The following is a 14,115-nucleotide window of genomic DNA, read 5'->3' as shown; positions in this document are numbered from 1 at the left end:
ACTTTTCGCTTAAAAACGGGTTTAGCCCAGCAAACGCGCCAGGGTGAGCAGGGCCAGCAGGCCCATCCAGACCACGACCGAGCGCCACACCAGGCCCACGACCTGGGCCAGGTGTGATACCTCGGGCTCGCGGCCGGGCGTGCTGACTGAATCGGGCTCTTCCACCTCGCCCTCGACCAGCAGCGTGGTCGCCGGCTCGGCGGCGCGCAGCGCGCTGCCGCCCAGGCGCACGTTGATGGCGCCGGCCGTGGCGGCCAGCACCACGCCATCGTTGTCGTTGGGAAAGCGCTGGGCGTGGTAGCGCCAGCCATCAATCGCTTCTTCGAAGCTGCCGACCACGGCAAAGCTCAGCGCCGTCATGCGCGCCGGCAGCCAGTCGATCACGGTCCAGGCCGCTGCCGCCGCGCGCTCCAGCGAAGGGCTGCCGGGCGGCCCTTGCAGGCGGCTCTTGTGCTTCCAGTAGCGCGAGGCAAATTCCGCCAGCCGGTAAAACACCGCGCCGGCCGGCCCCAAACCAAAAGCCGCCAGCACCGAGAACCAGGCCAGCGTGCCGAACACGTGGCGGTGCGCGGCCAGCACCGAATACTCGATGACGTGGCGCACGATCTCGCTGCGCGGCAGCTCGCTGGCGTCCACCTGCTGCCATTGCGCCAGCAGCTCGCGCGCACGCATCTCGTCGCCTTCCAGCAGGGCAATGCGGATGCTGGTGAAGTGGTGGCTGAACTGCCGGAAGCCCAGCGTCACATACAGCACGGCCGTGCTCCACAGCACCGCAAACGGCCAGCCCAGGCCCCACAGCAGCAGCCAGTGCACGCCCAGCGTGAGCAGCGAGGGCAACAGCACCGCCAGGACCCAGGCCACCCAGCCATGGTGCGATTTACCCGCATCAAAATTGCGGCTGATGGACAGTGCCCAGGCGCGCAGGCCGGAATGGATCGGGTTGCTGCGGGCCAGCGGACGCGCCTGCTCCAGCAGCAAGGCGAACAGGATGGCGAAAAAACTCATGCCCAGCATGATATGCGAGGGCCGCGAGCGCGCCTCGCCGCCCCTACGCCGAAAGGAAACGATAGAAGTTGCGCAGCATGCCCGCGGTCGCACCCCAGATGAAGTGCTCCTTGCCGGTGGCCGGATCGGTCCAGGGCATGGAGAACCATTCGCGCGCGCCGCCTGGCAACTGCACCACGTGGCGCCGGTGGTTGGCCGGGTCCATCAAAAAGGCCAGCGGCACCTCGAACACGTCGGCCACCTCGTACGGGTTGGGCTGCAGCTGGCAATCTGCGGCCACCAGCGCCACTACCGGCGTGACGATGAAGGAAGTCACCGTGGCATAGGTCGGCAGGCTGCCCAGCACCTGCACATGGTGGCCGTCCAGCCCAACTTCTTCCTGCGCCTCGCGCAGTGCGGTGGCCGCCACATCGGCGTCCCCCGGGTCAGCCCGGCCGCCCGGAAAAGCCACCTGGCCAGAGTGGTTGGACAGGTTCGCCGTGCGCTCGGTCAGCAGCACCGTGGGCACGGCGCGCTGCACGATGCCCAGTAGCACCGCAGCGTCTGCAGGCCGGCGGTTGCTGAAGACCGGCTCGCGCCGCACATCCGGCTCCCATGCCGGCGGCGTGTGAAAACGCAATCGCAGCGCATCCGGGCTCCAGCGCTCGGCCGGCACGGCCGGCAGGTGGTCGTCCACCCCCACCACCGGCACCTGGCGCGGATCAAAACCGGGCAGGCTGGAGAGGGATATGAGCGGTGCGGGAGGAGCGGCGGGCGAGGTCACAGGGGCTACAAAAGAAAAAAGCCGCTGGCGCAAAGGCGGCAGCGGCTGAGGCAGAAGCGAAGCGCTTCGCGTCGATCAAGCAGCGGTCGGTGCGACTGCTGGCTTCTTGCGAGCTGGCAGCTTTTCCTTGATACGTGCCGACTTGCCGCTGCGGTCACGCAGGTAGTACAGCTTGGCGCGGCGGACGTCACCACGGCGCTTGACTTCGATGCTGGCGATCAGCGGGCTGTAGGTTTGGAACGTACGCTCCACGCCTTCGCCGCTGGAGATCTTGCGCACGATGAAGCCGCTGTTGAGGCCACGGTTGCGCTTGGCGATGACCACGCCTTCGAAGGCCTGGGTACGCTTGCGGGTGCCTTCAACGACGTTGACGCTGACGACAACCGTGTCGCCGGGGGCAAACGCGGGGATCGGACGGCCCAGGCGGGCGATTTCTTCCTGCTCGAGGATCTGGATGAGGTTGCTCATGATTTCCTGTATGTCGATCTTGCCTGCGCTGCACTAAAGGCGGTGTAGGGGCGGCACCAGAGGCACCAAGCCCACCTACCGCGGCCAGGTAGAGGATCGGGAACCCAGCATTATAGCTTTTTTGCCGGCAGCAGATCAGGACGGTGCTGCGCAGTGAGCGCAAGGCGCTGCTCGCCACGCCAGCGCTCGATCTTGGCGTGGTCGCCCGACAACAGCACGGCGGGCACTTCCCGCCCCTGCCAGGACTCGGGCCGGGTGTAGTGCGGGCAATCCAGCAGGCCATCGAGCGCGGGGTTGAAACTGTCGAGCTGGTGGCTGCCCGCATCGTTCAACACGCCGGGTTGCAGCCGGGCCACGGCATCGAGCAAGGCCATGGCGGGGATCTCGCCACCGGACAACACGAAGTCGCCCAGGCTCAGCTGCAGATCGACAAAAGCATCGATGAAGCGCTGGTCAACCCCCTCGTAGCGGCCACAGAGCAGCACCGCACCGGCGCTGGCCGACCAGCCCTCGACCGCGGCATGGTCGATGCGCGTGCCAATGGGGGAAAAAAGCACCAGCGGCGCCGGCACCGCCTCGGCCCGGTCGGCGCGGATCGCCTCCAGGCAGCGCGCCAGCGGCTCGGCCAGCATCACCATGCCCGGGCCGCCACCAAAGGGACGGTCGTCGACACGGCGGTAGTTGCCCTGGGCGTAGTCGCGCGGGTTCCACAGCCGCACCGCGACCTGGCCGCTCTCGTAGGCGCGGCGCGTCACGCCACTCGCGAGGAAGGGCGCAAAAAGCTCGGGGAACAGGGTGATGACGTCGAAGCGCATGGCGCCGTCCGCCATCAGTAGTCTGGCTGCCAGTCGACCGTAATGCGACGGCCCGGCAGATCCACGCCATCGACAAAGGCAGAAACGAACGGAATCATGCGTTCCTGCGGCTTGCCCTCGGCCTCGTAGGCCAGCACCAGCACCGTTTGCGGGCCAGTGGACAGCAGCTCACGCACCTGGCCAAGCGCTACGCCTTCGCGGTTGACCACGTCCAGGCCGATCAGGTCGACCCAGTAGTACTCGTCTGTGGCGGCGGTCGGGAAGCTCGAACGCGGAATGAACACGCGCGCGCCCTTGAGGGCTTCGGCGGCATTGCGGTCGGGAATATCTTTGGCACTGGCAACGACGGAGTCGGAATGCTCCTTCGCCTCCTGGATGGAGAGCTTCAGCGTGCCGGAGAAGGTTTTTGCACCTCGCTCGGCCGGCTGCAGGAACCAGCGCTTGGAAGAAAAAAGCGCCTCGGGGTCGGCGCTGTAGGGCAGGACACGGAACCAGCCCTTGATGCCCCATGCGCCGACGATGCGGCCGATTTCGATCGCATCGGCCGGCAGCTCGACAGATTCGAGGCCGGTCAGCATGGCGCGAGCATCGCCCGCACCGGATGGCGCAGGCGCAGCCACCTTAAGCAGCGACAGCAGCTTCTGCAGCGGCAGCCGGCACAGCCTTGGCGGCTTGACGGATCAGACGCTCGACCGTGGGGGAAGCCTGGGCGCCAACGCCGGTCCAGTAGGACAGACGGTCCTGGGCAATGCGCAGGCCTTCTTCGCCGCCCTTGGCGGTCGGGTTGTAGAAGCCCAGACGCTCGATGAAACGACCGTCGCGGCGGGTGCGCTTGTCGGCAACCACGATGTTGAAGAACGGACGGCCCTTGGAGCCGCCGCGGGAGAGTCGAATGACGACCATGATTTATCCTTCGGGTGGGAAACGGGACAAAAGCACCCCGTTTCGGTTTTGCGACGTTGAGACACGCGACATGGCCACCCGGCCAGCGACACGCAGCAAAGCCGCTGATTATATCTTTTCCTACCATGACGCCTATACGCCCCGCCCAAGACAGCGACCTTGCAGCCATTGCCGCGATCTACGCCCACTACGTTCTGCACAGCACCTGCACCTTCGAGACCGAGCCGCCCACGGTCGAGGACATGGCCGCACGCCGCGCCGACGTGCTGGCCCGCGGCCTGCCCTGGCTGGTGGCCGAGGACGGCCACGGCAAGGTGATCGGCTATGCCTATTGCAACTGGTTCAAGCCGCGCCCGGCCTACCGTTTCTCAGCGGAGAACTCGATCTACCTGGCCCACGACGCCACTGGCGGCGGCCACGGCCGGCGCCTGCTGGACGCCCTCACTACCGCCGCCGAAGCCGCGGGCGTGCGCCAGATGATCGCGGTGATCGGCGGCGCGGACAACCTCGCGTCCATTGGGCTGCACAAGGCGGCGGGCTTCACATCGACGGGTGTGTTTCAATCCTGCGGCTGGAAGTTCGACCGCTGGCTCGATGTGGTGTTGATGCAACGCCCGCTGGGCGCCGGCGATAGCAGCCCTCCTGCCTGACACCCCCTCACCCTCTTTGGCCCACCCCATGAAAAGCAAGACCCTGGCCGCCTGGCTGACCTTTCTCGGTGGCCCGCTCGGGCTGCACCGGTTCTACCTGCGCGGCTTTGGCGATCTACTGGGCTGGCTGCTGCCGATCCCGACCGCGCTTGGGCTCTACGGCATCGAGCGGGTCAAGCAGAACGGCATTGACGACCAATGGAGCTGGGTACTGATCCCGCTGTTTGGCTTCACCATTGCCGGCTGCGCGCTGACGGCCATCGTCTATGGGCTGATGACGCCAGAGAAGTGGAATGCCCGCTTCAACCCGCAGGCCGCGCTGGATGCAGCACCGGGCCGCACGCGCTGGGCCACGATCTTTGCCATCGGCAGTGCGCTGATGATTGGCACCGCCGTGCTGATGGCCACCCTGGCCTACAGCTTTGAGCACTTCTTCCAGTACCAGATAGAAGAAGCGCGCAAGATTTCGCAGTAAATCAGGCTGAAGCGCTTACTGGGCGCCGGCTATTAGCTATATATTTTATAGCACCAATCAGAACAACTGCAGACTGACCCAGTAGCCGATGGCCGCCACGAAGGCCGCCGCCGGGATGGTCAGAATCCAGGCCCAGACGATGTTGCCCGCCACGCCCCAGCGCACGGCGCTGGCGCGCTGGGTGGAGCCAACGCCAACGATGGCGCCGGTGATGGTGTGGGTGGTAGACACCGGCACGCCCATCACGGTGGCCATGAACAAGGTCAGCGCACCGCCGGTTTCAGCACAGAAACCGCCAACGGGCTTCAACTTGGTGATCTTCTGCCCCATGGTCTTGACGATGCGCCAGCCGCCAAACATGGTGCCAAACGCAATGGCGGTATAGCAGCAGACGATGGTCCAGGTGGGCGGGGCCGCGTCGGTCGCGGCACCGTAGCCCGTGGCAATCAACAGCATCCAGATGATGCCGATGGTCTTTTGCGCGTCGTTGCCGCCGTGGCCCAGGCTGTAGGCGCCGGCCGAAACCAGCTGCAGCCGGCGGAACCATCGATCCACCCGCGAGGGCGTTGCCTTGCGGCAGATCCAGGCGACCAGCACCATCATCAGCGAGCCCAGCACAAAGCCCAGCAGCGGCGAGACGAAGATGAACAGCACAGTGCGCCAGATGCCCGAGGCCACCAGCGCGCCGGTGCCGGCCTTGGCGATCACGGCGCCGACAATGCCGCCCACCAGCGCATGCGAGGAGCTGCTGGGAATGCCGTAGTACCAGGTGATCAAGTTCCAGGTGATGGCGCCCGAGAGCGCGCCAAACACCACGTGGACATCCACCACGTCAGGATGCGCGATGCCCTTGCCCACCGTGGCGGCCACGCCCAGGTGAAACACGAACACCGCCGCCAGGTTGAAGAAGGCCGCGAACACCACCGCCTGCCCGGGCTTGAGCACGCCGGTGGAGACGACGGTGGCGATGGAATTCGCCGCGTCGTGAAAGCCGTTCATGAAATCGAAAATCAGCGCCATCGCCACCAGGAGCGCGATGACCCAGAACGCCGTCTGCACCGTTGCCATGCCGGTCAACCCCGCGTGACTACGAGTTTTCGAGGACGATGCCCTCGATCAGGTTGGCGACGTCCTCGCACTTGTCGGTGATGGTTTCCAGCAGCTCGTAGATGGCCTTGAGCTTGATCACCTCGCGCACGTCCGGCTCTTCGCGGAACAGCTTGCTCATGGCCGAGCGCATGACGCGGTCAGCGTCGGATTCGAGGCGGTCGATCTCTTCGCAGGTCTTGAGCGCGGCCTCGGCCGTCTTCGGGTCGCTGATCTTGGCCAGCAGCTTGACGGCGTCCTGCAGGCGCTCGCAGCATTTCACGCTGAGGTCGGTCAGGCGGGTGATCTCGTCCGTCATGTGGCGCACGTCGTACAGCGCCATGGTCTCGGCCGAGTCCTGGATCAGGTCAGCCACGTCGTCCATGGTGTTGATCAGCGAGTGGATCTGCTCGCGGTCGATCGGCGTGATGAAGGTCTTGTGGATGGCGCGATTGACCTCGTGCGTCACGCGATCGGCGGCGCGCTCGGCGTTGTCGACTTCCTGGTTGTACTTCTGGCGCAGGTGTACGTCGTTGTAGTTGGCCACCAGCAGGGCGAACGCATGCGCGGCCTCCACGATGCGCTCGGCATGCTGGTTGAACATCTCGAAAAAATTGCCCTCACGGGGCAGCAGCTTGCCAAACAGCATGGCCTCTCCAAACGGATCTCAACGGGGCCGGAGGCGGCCCGGCGCGAAAGGCGCGAGTGTACCTGCGGGCGCCGGGAGACGCCGCCGGAGCTACACATCCCGTACACAGACGCATCCGAACTTATACGTACGAAGCGAAACGCAACGTAGGCCGCGTCCTACAGAGTCGCCCAGGGTGAATCCCTAGATTGGTACACAGCAGCACCCCAGAAAGATGCTGCATTCCGTTTGCCTGATCCAGAGGATTTTTTCATGCGCACCAATCGCCTACTCTCCCGCAGCCTGCTGGCCACCGCCGCGGCGCTGGCCGCCTTCGGCGCCCAGGCCCAGACCTACGGCAGCAGCACGACCACCGGTAACTCCTTCATCCCCGGCATGACCGACGGCTATGTCGGCCTGAACGTCGGCCGCTCCAAGTACGACCTTGACGGTGGCTCGGGCGGCTACAACTTCGACAGCAAGGGCACGACGGGCAGCATCTACACCGGTGCCATGTTCAACCCCAACTTCGGTATGGAACTGGGCTACCTGAATACCGGCAGCATCGACCGCGCCGGCGGCAGCACACGGGCCCAGGGCCTGAACCTGAGCCTGGTGGGCAAGGCGCCGCTGGGTGAGCGCTTTGGCGTCTACGGCAAGCTGGGCACCACCTACGGCTGGACACGCACCTCAGCCGCCCTGGACAGCGGCATCAACGACGGCAAGGACCATGGTTTTGGCCTGTCCTATGGTGTTGGCGCCAGCTACAAGTTCACGCCGCAGTGGGCCGGCGTGGTCGAGTGGAACAACAACGACTTCCACTTCGCCAGCGGCCGCGACTCGGTACGCGCCGTGACGGTGGGCCTGCAGTACCACTACTGATCCCACGCCAAGCCCCAATGAAAAACGCAGCCACCGGCTGCGTTTTCTTGGGCCTCGCCTCCAGCTACTCCCCGAGATAGGCCGCGCGCACCTTGGGGTCGTGCAGCATTTCGCGGCCACCGCCGCTCATGGTGATCAGGCCGGACTCCATCACGTAGGCACGGTCGGCGATCTGCAGCGCACGGCTGGCGTTCTGCTCGACCAGCAGCACCGTCATGCCCTGGCGCGACACGTCAGAGATCACCTCGAAGATCTTGTCGACCATGATGGGCGACAGCCCCATGGAGGGCTCGTCCAGCAGCAGCACGCGCGGCCGGCTCATCAGCGCGCGGCCCATGGCCAGCATTTGCTGCTCGCCGCCGCTCATGGTGCCGGCGAGCTGGTCGCGCCGCTCTTTCAGGCGCGGGAAGGTGGTGAACACGCGCTCGATGTCGCCTGCGATCTCGGCCTTGTCGCGCCGGATGTAGGCGCCCATCTGCAGGTTCTCGACGATGGTCATGCGGGCGAACACGCCACGCCCCTCCGGCACCATGGCCAGGCCCTGCGCCACCAGGTCCCAGGCGCCCTTGCCGCGGATGCTGGCGCCCAGGTAGTCGATCTCACCGGCGGCCAGTGGCAACGAACCGGTGATGGCCTTCATGGTGGTGGTCTTGCCCGCGCCGTTGGAGCCGATCAAGGACACCAACTCGCCCTCGCGCACCTCGAAGTCAACGCCCTTGACCGCCTGGATGCCACCGTAGGACACCTGCAGGCCCTTGACCTGCAGCAGCATCTTGCGTTGCGCGGTGGCCGTATCGGCGGGCGTGGTGGAAATAGTTGTCGTCATCTCAGCTCTCCATAGCGATGAGCGCTACCTGCATCGCACGAAATCGACCAGCACAGAAGGCCGCGGAGCAGGCCATGCGCAGACATCCGCGGAACCGGCTTTGCCGGGCCGCTGGATGTGCCCCCTCGCAGGGGGTTGGCGCAGCGACACGAAGTGCGCGAAGCCTGGGGGTGGGCATCAGTGCCCTCCGGTGCCGAGATAGGCCTCGATCACCTTTTCGTTCTTCTGCACGTCGGCCGGTGTGCCCTCGGCAATCTGCTTGCCGTAGTCGAGCACGGTCACGCGGTCGCATAAGCCCATGACCAGCTTCACGTCGTGCTCGATCAGCAGGATCGTGCGGTCGTCGCGGCGGATGCGGTCGATCAGCTCGCGCAATTGCACCTTCTCGGTCGCGTTCATGCCGGCGGCGGGCTCGTCGAGCGCGATCAACTGCGGATCGGTGGCCAGGGCGCGCGCGATCTCCAGCCGGCGCTGGTCGCCATAGGCCAAGGTGCGTGCCTTGTAGTCGGCGTAGCGGCTGATGCCCACGTAGTCGAGCAGCTCCCGTGCGCGCTTGCGGATGGCTGCCTCTTCCGCCTTGAAGCTGCGCGTTCGAAATATGGCACCGAACAGGCCCGAGCCGGTGCGGGTATGGCGGCCCACCATGACGTTCTCCAACGCGGTCATGTCGGCAAACAGGCGGATGTTCTGGAAGGTGCGCGCAATGCCGGCGCGCGCCACCTCGTGCACCGCCGTGGGCCGGTAGGGCTTGCCATTGAGCTGGAAGCTGCCGCTGTCGGGCGTGTAGAGCCCGGTGATGACGTTGAAGAAGGTGGTCTTGCCCGCGCCGTTGGGCCCGATCAGGCCGTAGACCTGACCGCGCTCAATGGTGATGCCCACGTCCGACAAGGCCTGCAGCCCGCCGAAGCGCTTGGAGATGCCGCGCACCTCAAGAATGGTGTCTGCCATGCGTTGAACCTCGGGCACTCAGGGATTGATCGACATGGGCCGCGAGGCGGCGCCGGGCAGCTCGTCTGCAGGCGTGTGCGTACCACCGGGCGGCTCCGGCACTTTCTTCAACACCTTGCCGTGGTCGGGCGCGGGCCACAGGCCGCGCGGCCGCAGCAGCATGATGATGATCATGGCCAGCGCGATCAGCAACTGCCGCAGTATCGAGGCATCCAGCCGGCCGTCGGTCATCTGCTGCAGCGGGCTGGCGACATAGCGCAGCACCTCGGGCAGCGCCGCCAGCAGCACCGCGCCCAGCACCACGCCGGGCAGGTGGCCGATGCCGCCCAGCACCACCATGGCGACGATCATCACCGACTCCATCAGGCTGAAGGACTCGGGCGAGACAAAGCCCTGGAAGGCCCCGAACATGGCGCCAGACACACCGCCAAAAGAGGCGCCCATGGCAAAGGCCAGCAGCTTCATGTTGCGGGTGTTGATGCCCATGGCCTTGGCGGCGATCTCGTCCTCACGGATCGCCATCCAGGCGCGGCCAACGCGTGAATCCGCCAGCCGCGCGCAAATCACGATGCTCACCAGCACCAAAAACAAGAACAGGTAGTAGTACAGCGTGACCGAGGAGATGTCGTAGTCGCCAATGGTCAGCCGCTTGCCCAGGTTCAGGCCGAACAGCTCGATCGAATCGATCTGCCCCAGGCCCTTGGGGCCGTTGGTCAGGTTGACGGGATGGTCCAGGTTGTTGAGGAAGATGCGCACGATCTCGCCAAAACCGAGCGTGACGATGGCCAGGTAGTCGCCGCGCAGCTTAAGCGTGGGCGCGCCCAGCAAGGCGCCGGCTATGGCCGCCACCAGCGCGGCCAGCGGTATCACCAGCCATACCGAGATGTGCAAGCCACCGGGGAACATGGTGGCCAGGGCCTGGAAGTTGTCGGTGAGCTGCGGCGAGGCCAGCAGGCCGAACAGATAGGCGCCCACTGCGTAGAACGCGACATAGCCCAGGTCCAGCAGGCCGGCATAGCCCACCACGATGTTCAGGCCCAGCGCCAGCATCACGTAAAGCAAGGCCACGTCGGCAATGCGCACCCAGGCATTGCCGAAGTACTGCAGCACATGCGGCAGCACCAGCAGCACGATGGCGCCCAGCACCCAGGCGGTTACGCGGGTTTTCTTGTCTTGGAAATCCATGGTGTGGCTCCTTTCAGGCGCGGTCTGCCACGCGCTCGCCCAGCAGCCCCGAAGGCCGCAGCGTGAGGATCACGATCAGCACCACGAAGGCAAAGATGTCGGTGTACTGGCTGCCCAGCAAGCCGCCGGTGAGCGGGCCGATGTAGCCCGCGCCTATGGACTCGATCAAGCCCAACAAGATGCCGCCCAGCACCGCCCCGCCCAGGTTGCCGATGCCGCCAAACACCGCGGCGGTAAAGGCCTTGAGCCCCGGCAGAAAACCCATGGTGTGCTGCGCCGTGCCGTAATTGGCCGCGTACATCACGCCGGCAATCGCCGCCAGGATGGCACCGATGATGAAGGTGGAAGAGATCACCACGTCAGGCCGTACGCCCATCAGCGCCGCCACGCGCGGGTTCTCGGCCGTGGCCCGCATGGCGCGGCCCAGGCGGGTGAAGTGCACCACCCACATCAGCACCGCGAGCGATACCGCCGTCAGCCCCAGGATCATCACCTGCGTGGGCGTGATGACGGCGCCGCCAATGTGAAACGGCTCCGTTGGCAGCAACGCAGGATAGACCTTGTAGTTGGGCTTCCAGATGATCATCGCCAGCGTCTGCAGCAGGATGGACATGCCGATCGCGGTGATCAGCGTGGCCAGCTTGGGCGCGCCGCGCAGCGGCCGGTAGGCGAGCTTCTCTATCGTGAAATTGAGCGCTGCCGCCACCACGCAGGCGATCAGCATGGCCACTATCAGCACCAGCCAGCCCGGCGCCGAGGGCATGGCATCCTGCATCAAACCGATGATGGTCCAGCTGGTGAGCGCGCCCACCATGAGCACCTCGCCGTGCGCGAAATTGATGAGGTTGATGATGCCGTACACCATGGTGTAACCAAGGGCTACAAGGGCATACATGCTGCCGAGAACCAGACCATTGATGATCTGCTGCAGCAAAATTTCCATAGCGTGCTTACTCCATTGGTGAGCGCGCACCCCACCCTGGATTTCGCAACCGCGGAGCTAGACCCCTGCCGGCCCGGATGCGCATCTTCTAGGTACTAGCAAAAAACCCGCCAGGCGCATCGAAGGGCGGGTTTGTCGCAGGCATTCTAGGCACAGCCCCCCCGTGGTCCGCAAGCACTTGCGTCTGGGGTTTTCCCTGCGCGGCGGGTGCGCGCCGGCATGGAGTCACTCGCCCGTGCCGTCGTTGCGGCGCCGCAGCTCGCGCAGTTTTTCGGCGATGCGAATCTCCAGGCCACGCTCCACCGGCTCATAGAAACCAGGCGCCGCCATGCCCTCGGGCAGGTAGCGCTCGCCAGCCGCGAAGCCGCCCTCCTCGTCATGCGCGTAGCGGTAGCCCTTGCCGTAGTCCAGCTCCTTCATGAGCTTGGTTGGCGCATTGCGCAGGTGCATGGGCACGGGCCGCGTACCGTCCTGCTTTACAAAGGCGCGGGCCGCGTTGTAGGCCTTGTAGACGGCGTTGCTCTTGGGTGCCATGGCCAGGTAGACCACGCATTGCGCCAGCGCCAGCTCGCCCTCTGGCGTGCCCAGGCGCTCATAGACCTCGGACGCGTCCAGCGCCAGGCGCAGCGCGCGCGGGTCGGCCAGGCCAATGTCTTCGCTGGCCATGCGCACCAGGCGCCGCGCCATGTAGCGCGGGTCTGCGCCGCCGTCGAGCATGCGCACGAACCAGTACAGCGACGCGTCCGGATCGCTGCCGCGCACCGACTTGTGCAGCGCGCTGATGGTGTCGTAGAACTGCTCGCCGCCCTTGTCGTAGCGACGCATGCGCTCGCCCAGCACGCGCAGCAGCCAGGCATCGTCGATCGGGTCGCGCTGCTCGCTGGCGGCGGCTACCGACAAGGTCTCCAGCGTGTTGAGTAGCCGGCGCGCATCGCCATCGGCGTAGGCAATCAGCCGGTCTTCCGCCACCTTCTCGATGGCAGGCACCGCTTGAATGGCCTGAGCGCGCAGCACGATCTGCCGCAGATCATCTTCCGACAAGGGCTGCAGCACATAGACCGCGGCACGCGACAGCAACGCCGAATTGACCTCGAAGGACGGGTTCTCGGTGGTCGCACCAATGAAGGTGAACAGGCCCGATTCCACATGCGGCAAGAAGGCATCCTGCTGGCTCTTGTTGAAGCGGTGCACCTCATCCACGAAGACGATGGTGCTCTGCGCCATCAGCCCGTCGCGCGCGATCAGCGCCTTCTCCACCGCCTCGCGGATGTCCTTCACGCCGCCCAGCACCGCGCTGATGCTGATGAACTGCGCATCGAAGGCGTCGGCCATCAGCCGCGCAATCGTCGTCTTGCCCACGCCGGGCGGGCCCCAGAGGATGCAGGAATGCGGCCGGCCGGATTCAAAGGCAATGCGCAGCGGCATGCCCTCGCCCAGCAGGTGCTGCTGGCCGATCACGTCGCCCAAGGTCTTGGGCCGCAGGCGTTCGGCCAGCGGCTGGTGGGGGGGTGCGGCCATTGCCGCAGGAGTCTTCGCCATCGGGGGGTTATAGCGCGGCGCAGCGGTGGTGGAGAAATGGACGAGCGGCGCCCCCAGAACTGCCTACTCCAATGAGAATTCGGTCTTTCAAATCTCAGCAGGCTTCCGTCGGCCCCATGCGCCCCTCCACATGTCCGGCACCGGCTCGGCACTGTTGGGCGGGATAGCTCACAGCATGTATTCCGCCGTCAAGCTGCATTGCATCGGTATGCGTACATTCGCCCTCACCCTAAGCTTCGTTGGCCTGCTGCTGTTCGGATCTGTGTTCATTCTCTCGTATGTCCACCCGACCTTTGCCGAATCTGCCGCTCGCGAGGTAATGCTCTTCGAAGTCGAACGCAGGGTAGGTGAGAAGCTCGCCCCCCTGGGGAACAGCAAACTCATAGATCTTGCGCGGCGACGCATGTCGGAAAACAGTACGTCTGAGATTGACGGGCAGAAACGCCAACTCCTGCCCGATCTGCATCTGAGGGTTGCCGCAACCGCCGCCGAGATGCGGAACGCCGACTGCACATGCAGAAAAGCCATCGACAAGACGATGACAGGTATCGTCGATGGCAAAGGCACCGAAATTGCAAGCCTCAACGCGCGCTTGGCCGTATTCATCCGCACCAAATACATGGAGGTAGCCGAGTCCCTTACGCGCGAGTTTCGAATCTTCACAGGGGCCAACGCCATTGTGTTCGGGCTCCTCGGCCTCACCACCGTGCTGCGTCAGCGAGCGGGCCTCCAGTTGGCATTGCCCAGCCTCGTATTGCTGGGAGCAGCCGCGCTGGTCGGCTATTTCTATCTGTTCAACCAAAACTGGCTGCACACCATCTTCTTCGGGGATTACGTAGGCTTCGCCTACTTTGCCTATCTCGGCATGGCGATCACCTTCCTTGCAGACATTGCGCTCAATAGGGCTCGGGTCACGACCAATTTGCTCAACGGACTATTTCGGATGGCTGACGTGACCTTTCAGGCCACGCCATGCTGAGTGGATGCCCCTCCCCGACG

17 protein-coding genes are annotated in these 14,115 nt (G+C 65.2%); 4 read left to right on the top strand and 13 right to left on the bottom strand.

The genetic code is table 11. From position 1 onward, the window contains the following. Nucleotides 1-21 precede the first annotated feature (21 nt). The 6 genes from AAFF27_07120 to rpsP all read right to left on the bottom strand — a co-directional run bounded on the left by AAFF27_07120 (nt 22) and on the right by rpsP (nt 3,954). Entirely contained in the window at nt 22-1,005 is a 984-nt protein-coding gene (locus AAFF27_07120) for a CobD/CbiB family protein (GenBank protein ID XAH24956.1), read from the bottom strand. 43 nt (nt 1,006-1,048) lie between these two features. Further along, nucleotides 1,049-1,768, bottom strand: coding sequence for a CoA pyrophosphatase (locus tag AAFF27_07115; protein ID XAH24955.1), 720 nt, complete (start codon nt 1,766-1,768; stop codon nt 1,049-1,051). 75 nt (nt 1,769-1,843) lie between these two features. Beyond that, a complete protein-coding gene (gene rplS, locus AAFF27_07110; protein XAH24954.1) occupies nt 1,844-2,236 on the bottom strand; it encodes a 50S ribosomal protein L19 in 393 nt (130 codons plus the stop codon). 110 nt (nt 2,237-2,346) lie between these two features. Further along, nucleotides 2,347-3,051, bottom strand: coding sequence for a tRNA (guanosine(37)-N1)-methyltransferase TrmD (trmD, locus tag AAFF27_07105; GenBank protein ID XAH24953.1), 705 nt, complete (start codon nt 3,049-3,051; stop codon nt 2,347-2,349). A gap of 14 nt (nt 3,052-3,065) precedes the next feature. Continuing rightward, the gene (gene rimM, locus AAFF27_07100) at nt 3,066-3,629 is read right to left on the bottom strand and encodes a ribosome maturation factor RimM (protein XAH24952.1); all 564 of its coding nucleotides are present in this window, start codon (nt 3,627-3,629) and stop codon (nt 3,066-3,068) included. A gap of 43 nt (nt 3,630-3,672) precedes the next feature. Next, nucleotides 3,673-3,954, bottom strand: coding sequence for a 30S ribosomal protein S16 (rpsP, locus tag AAFF27_07095; GenBank protein ID XAH24951.1), 282 nt, complete (start codon nt 3,952-3,954; stop codon nt 3,673-3,675). A gap of 125 nt (nt 3,955-4,079) precedes the next feature. Between rpsP and AAFF27_07090 the strand changes: the two genes are divergently transcribed. Together AAFF27_07090 and AAFF27_07085 are read left to right on the top strand one after the other, a co-directional pair. Next, nucleotides 4,080-4,604: an N-acetyltransferase family protein gene (locus AAFF27_07090; protein ID XAH24950.1), complete on the top strand. Its 525-nt coding sequence runs from the start codon at nt 4,080-4,082 to the stop codon at nt 4,602-4,604. 28 nt (nt 4,605-4,632) lie between these two features. Further along, nucleotides 4,633-5,079, top strand: coding sequence for a hypothetical protein (locus tag AAFF27_07085; GenBank protein ID XAH24949.1), 447 nt, complete (start codon nt 4,633-4,635; stop codon nt 5,077-5,079). A 57-nt stretch (nt 5,080-5,136) separates the two neighbouring features. Here the strand turns inward: AAFF27_07085 and AAFF27_07080 are convergent, their stop codons facing one another. Both AAFF27_07080 and AAFF27_07075 read right to left on the bottom strand, forming a co-directional pair. After that, nucleotides 5,137-6,147: an inorganic phosphate transporter gene (locus tag AAFF27_07080; protein XAH24948.1), complete on the bottom strand. Its 1,011-nt coding sequence runs from the start codon at nt 6,145-6,147 to the stop codon at nt 5,137-5,139. Nucleotides 6,148-6,166: 19 nt separating this feature from the next. Next, nucleotides 6,167-6,814, bottom strand: coding sequence for a DUF47 domain-containing protein (locus AAFF27_07075; GenBank protein XAH24947.1), 648 nt, complete (start codon nt 6,812-6,814; stop codon nt 6,167-6,169). A gap of 252 nt (nt 6,815-7,066) precedes the next feature. On the opposite strand from AAFF27_07075, the gene AAFF27_07070 reads away from it, so the two are divergent. After that, nucleotides 7,067-7,675: a porin family protein gene (locus AAFF27_07070; GenBank protein ID XAH24946.1), complete on the top strand. Its 609-nt coding sequence runs from the start codon at nt 7,067-7,069 to the stop codon at nt 7,673-7,675. A gap of 64 nt (nt 7,676-7,739) precedes the next feature. Here AAFF27_07070 and AAFF27_07065 read toward each other — a convergent pair whose 3' ends face one another. From AAFF27_07065 to AAFF27_07045, 5 genes are all read right to left on the bottom strand, one after another. Then, nucleotides 7,740-8,501 carry an ABC transporter ATP-binding protein gene (locus AAFF27_07065; protein ID XAH24945.1) on the bottom strand — a complete coding sequence of 254 codons (762 nt, stop codon included), beginning with the start codon at nt 8,499-8,501 and terminating at the stop codon, nt 7,740-7,742. Between the two features lie 177 nt (nt 8,502-8,678). Further along, on the bottom strand, nt 8,679-9,449 hold the full coding sequence (locus tag AAFF27_07060; protein ID XAH24944.1) for an ABC transporter ATP-binding protein: 771 nt from the start codon (nt 9,447-9,449) through the stop codon (nt 8,679-8,681). A gap of 18 nt (nt 9,450-9,467) precedes the next feature. After that, the gene (locus AAFF27_07055) at nt 9,468-10,634 is read right to left on the bottom strand and encodes an ABC transporter ATP-binding protein (GenBank protein XAH24943.1); all 1,167 of its coding nucleotides are present in this window, start codon (nt 10,632-10,634) and stop codon (nt 9,468-9,470) included. 13 nt (nt 10,635-10,647) lie between these two features. Continuing rightward, nucleotides 10,648-11,577, bottom strand: a complete 930-nt coding sequence (locus AAFF27_07050) for a branched-chain amino acid ABC transporter permease (GenBank protein XAH24942.1) — start codon at nt 11,575-11,577, stop codon at nt 10,648-10,650. Nucleotides 11,578-11,802: 225 nt separating this feature from the next. Beyond that, the gene (locus tag AAFF27_07045; protein ID XAH24941.1) at nt 11,803-13,095 is read right to left on the bottom strand and encodes a replication-associated recombination protein A; all 1,293 of its coding nucleotides are present in this window, start codon (nt 13,093-13,095) and stop codon (nt 11,803-11,805) included. Between the two features lie 151 nt (nt 13,096-13,246). Here AAFF27_07045 and AAFF27_07040 point away from each other — a divergent pair, with 151 nt between their 5' ends. Continuing rightward, complete coding sequence (locus AAFF27_07040; GenBank protein XAH24940.1) at nt 13,247-14,095, top strand: hypothetical protein; 849 nt, start codon at nt 13,247-13,249, stop codon at nt 14,093-14,095. Nucleotides 14,096-14,115: the final 20 nt, after the last annotated feature.

It is taken from the genome of Xylophilus sp. GW821-FHT01B05 (assembly GCA_038961845.1).
GTDB lineage: Bacteria > Pseudomonadota > Gammaproteobacteria > Burkholderiales > Burkholderiaceae_C > Xylophilus.
The sequence above is the reverse complement of the archived record's forward strand: the minus strand, read 5'-3'. Positions and strand labels throughout refer to the sequence as shown.

Excerpts from the sequence above, each read along its gene's own strand:
- AAFF27_07120 (XAH24956.1), bottom strand. The coding sequence starts at position 1,005 with ATGAGTTTTTTCGCCATCCTGTTCGCCTTGCTGCTGGAGCAGGCGCGT.
- rplS (XAH24954.1), bottom strand. The coding sequence starts at position 2,236 with ATGAGCAACCTCATCCAGATCCTCGAGCAGGAAGAAATCGCCCGCCTG.
- trmD (XAH24953.1), bottom strand. The coding sequence starts at position 3,051 with ATGCGCTTCGACGTCATCACCCTGTTCCCCGAGCTTTTTGCGCCCTTC.
- rimM (XAH24952.1), bottom strand. The coding sequence starts at position 3,629 with ATGCTGACCGGCCTCGAATCTGTCGAGCTGCCGGCCGATGCGATCGAA.
- rpsP (XAH24951.1), bottom strand. The coding sequence starts at position 3,954 with ATGGTCGTCATTCGACTCTCCCGCGGCGGCTCCAAGGGCCGTCCGTTC.
- AAFF27_07090 (XAH24950.1), top strand. The coding sequence starts at position 4,080 with ATGACGCCTATACGCCCCGCCCAAGACAGCGACCTTGCAGCCATTGCC.
- AAFF27_07085 (XAH24949.1), top strand. The coding sequence starts at position 4,633 with ATGAAAAGCAAGACCCTGGCCGCCTGGCTGACCTTTCTCGGTGGCCCG.
- AAFF27_07080 (XAH24948.1), bottom strand. The coding sequence starts at position 6,147 with ATGGCAACGGTGCAGACGGCGTTCTGGGTCATCGCGCTCCTGGTGGCG.
- AAFF27_07075 (XAH24947.1), bottom strand. The coding sequence starts at position 6,814 with ATGCTGTTTGGCAAGCTGCTGCCCCGTGAGGGCAATTTTTTCGAGATG.
- AAFF27_07070 (XAH24946.1), top strand. The coding sequence starts at position 7,067 with ATGCGCACCAATCGCCTACTCTCCCGCAGCCTGCTGGCCACCGCCGCG.
- AAFF27_07065 (XAH24945.1), bottom strand. The coding sequence starts at position 8,501 with ATGACGACAACTATTTCCACCACGCCCGCCGATACGGCCACCGCGCAA.
- AAFF27_07060 (XAH24944.1), bottom strand. The coding sequence starts at position 9,449 with ATGGCAGACACCATTCTTGAGGTGCGCGGCATCTCCAAGCGCTTCGGC.
- AAFF27_07055 (XAH24943.1), bottom strand. The coding sequence starts at position 10,634 with ATGGATTTCCAAGACAAGAAAACCCGCGTAACCGCCTGGGTGCTGGGC.
- AAFF27_07050 (XAH24942.1), bottom strand. The coding sequence starts at position 11,577 with ATGGAAATTTTGCTGCAGCAGATCATCAATGGTCTGGTTCTCGGCAGC.
- AAFF27_07045 (XAH24941.1), bottom strand. The coding sequence starts at position 13,095 with ATGGCCGCACCCCCCCACCAGCCGCTGGCCGAACGCCTGCGGCCCAAG.
- AAFF27_07040 (XAH24940.1), top strand. The coding sequence starts at position 13,247 with ATGTCCGGCACCGGCTCGGCACTGTTGGGCGGGATAGCTCACAGCATG.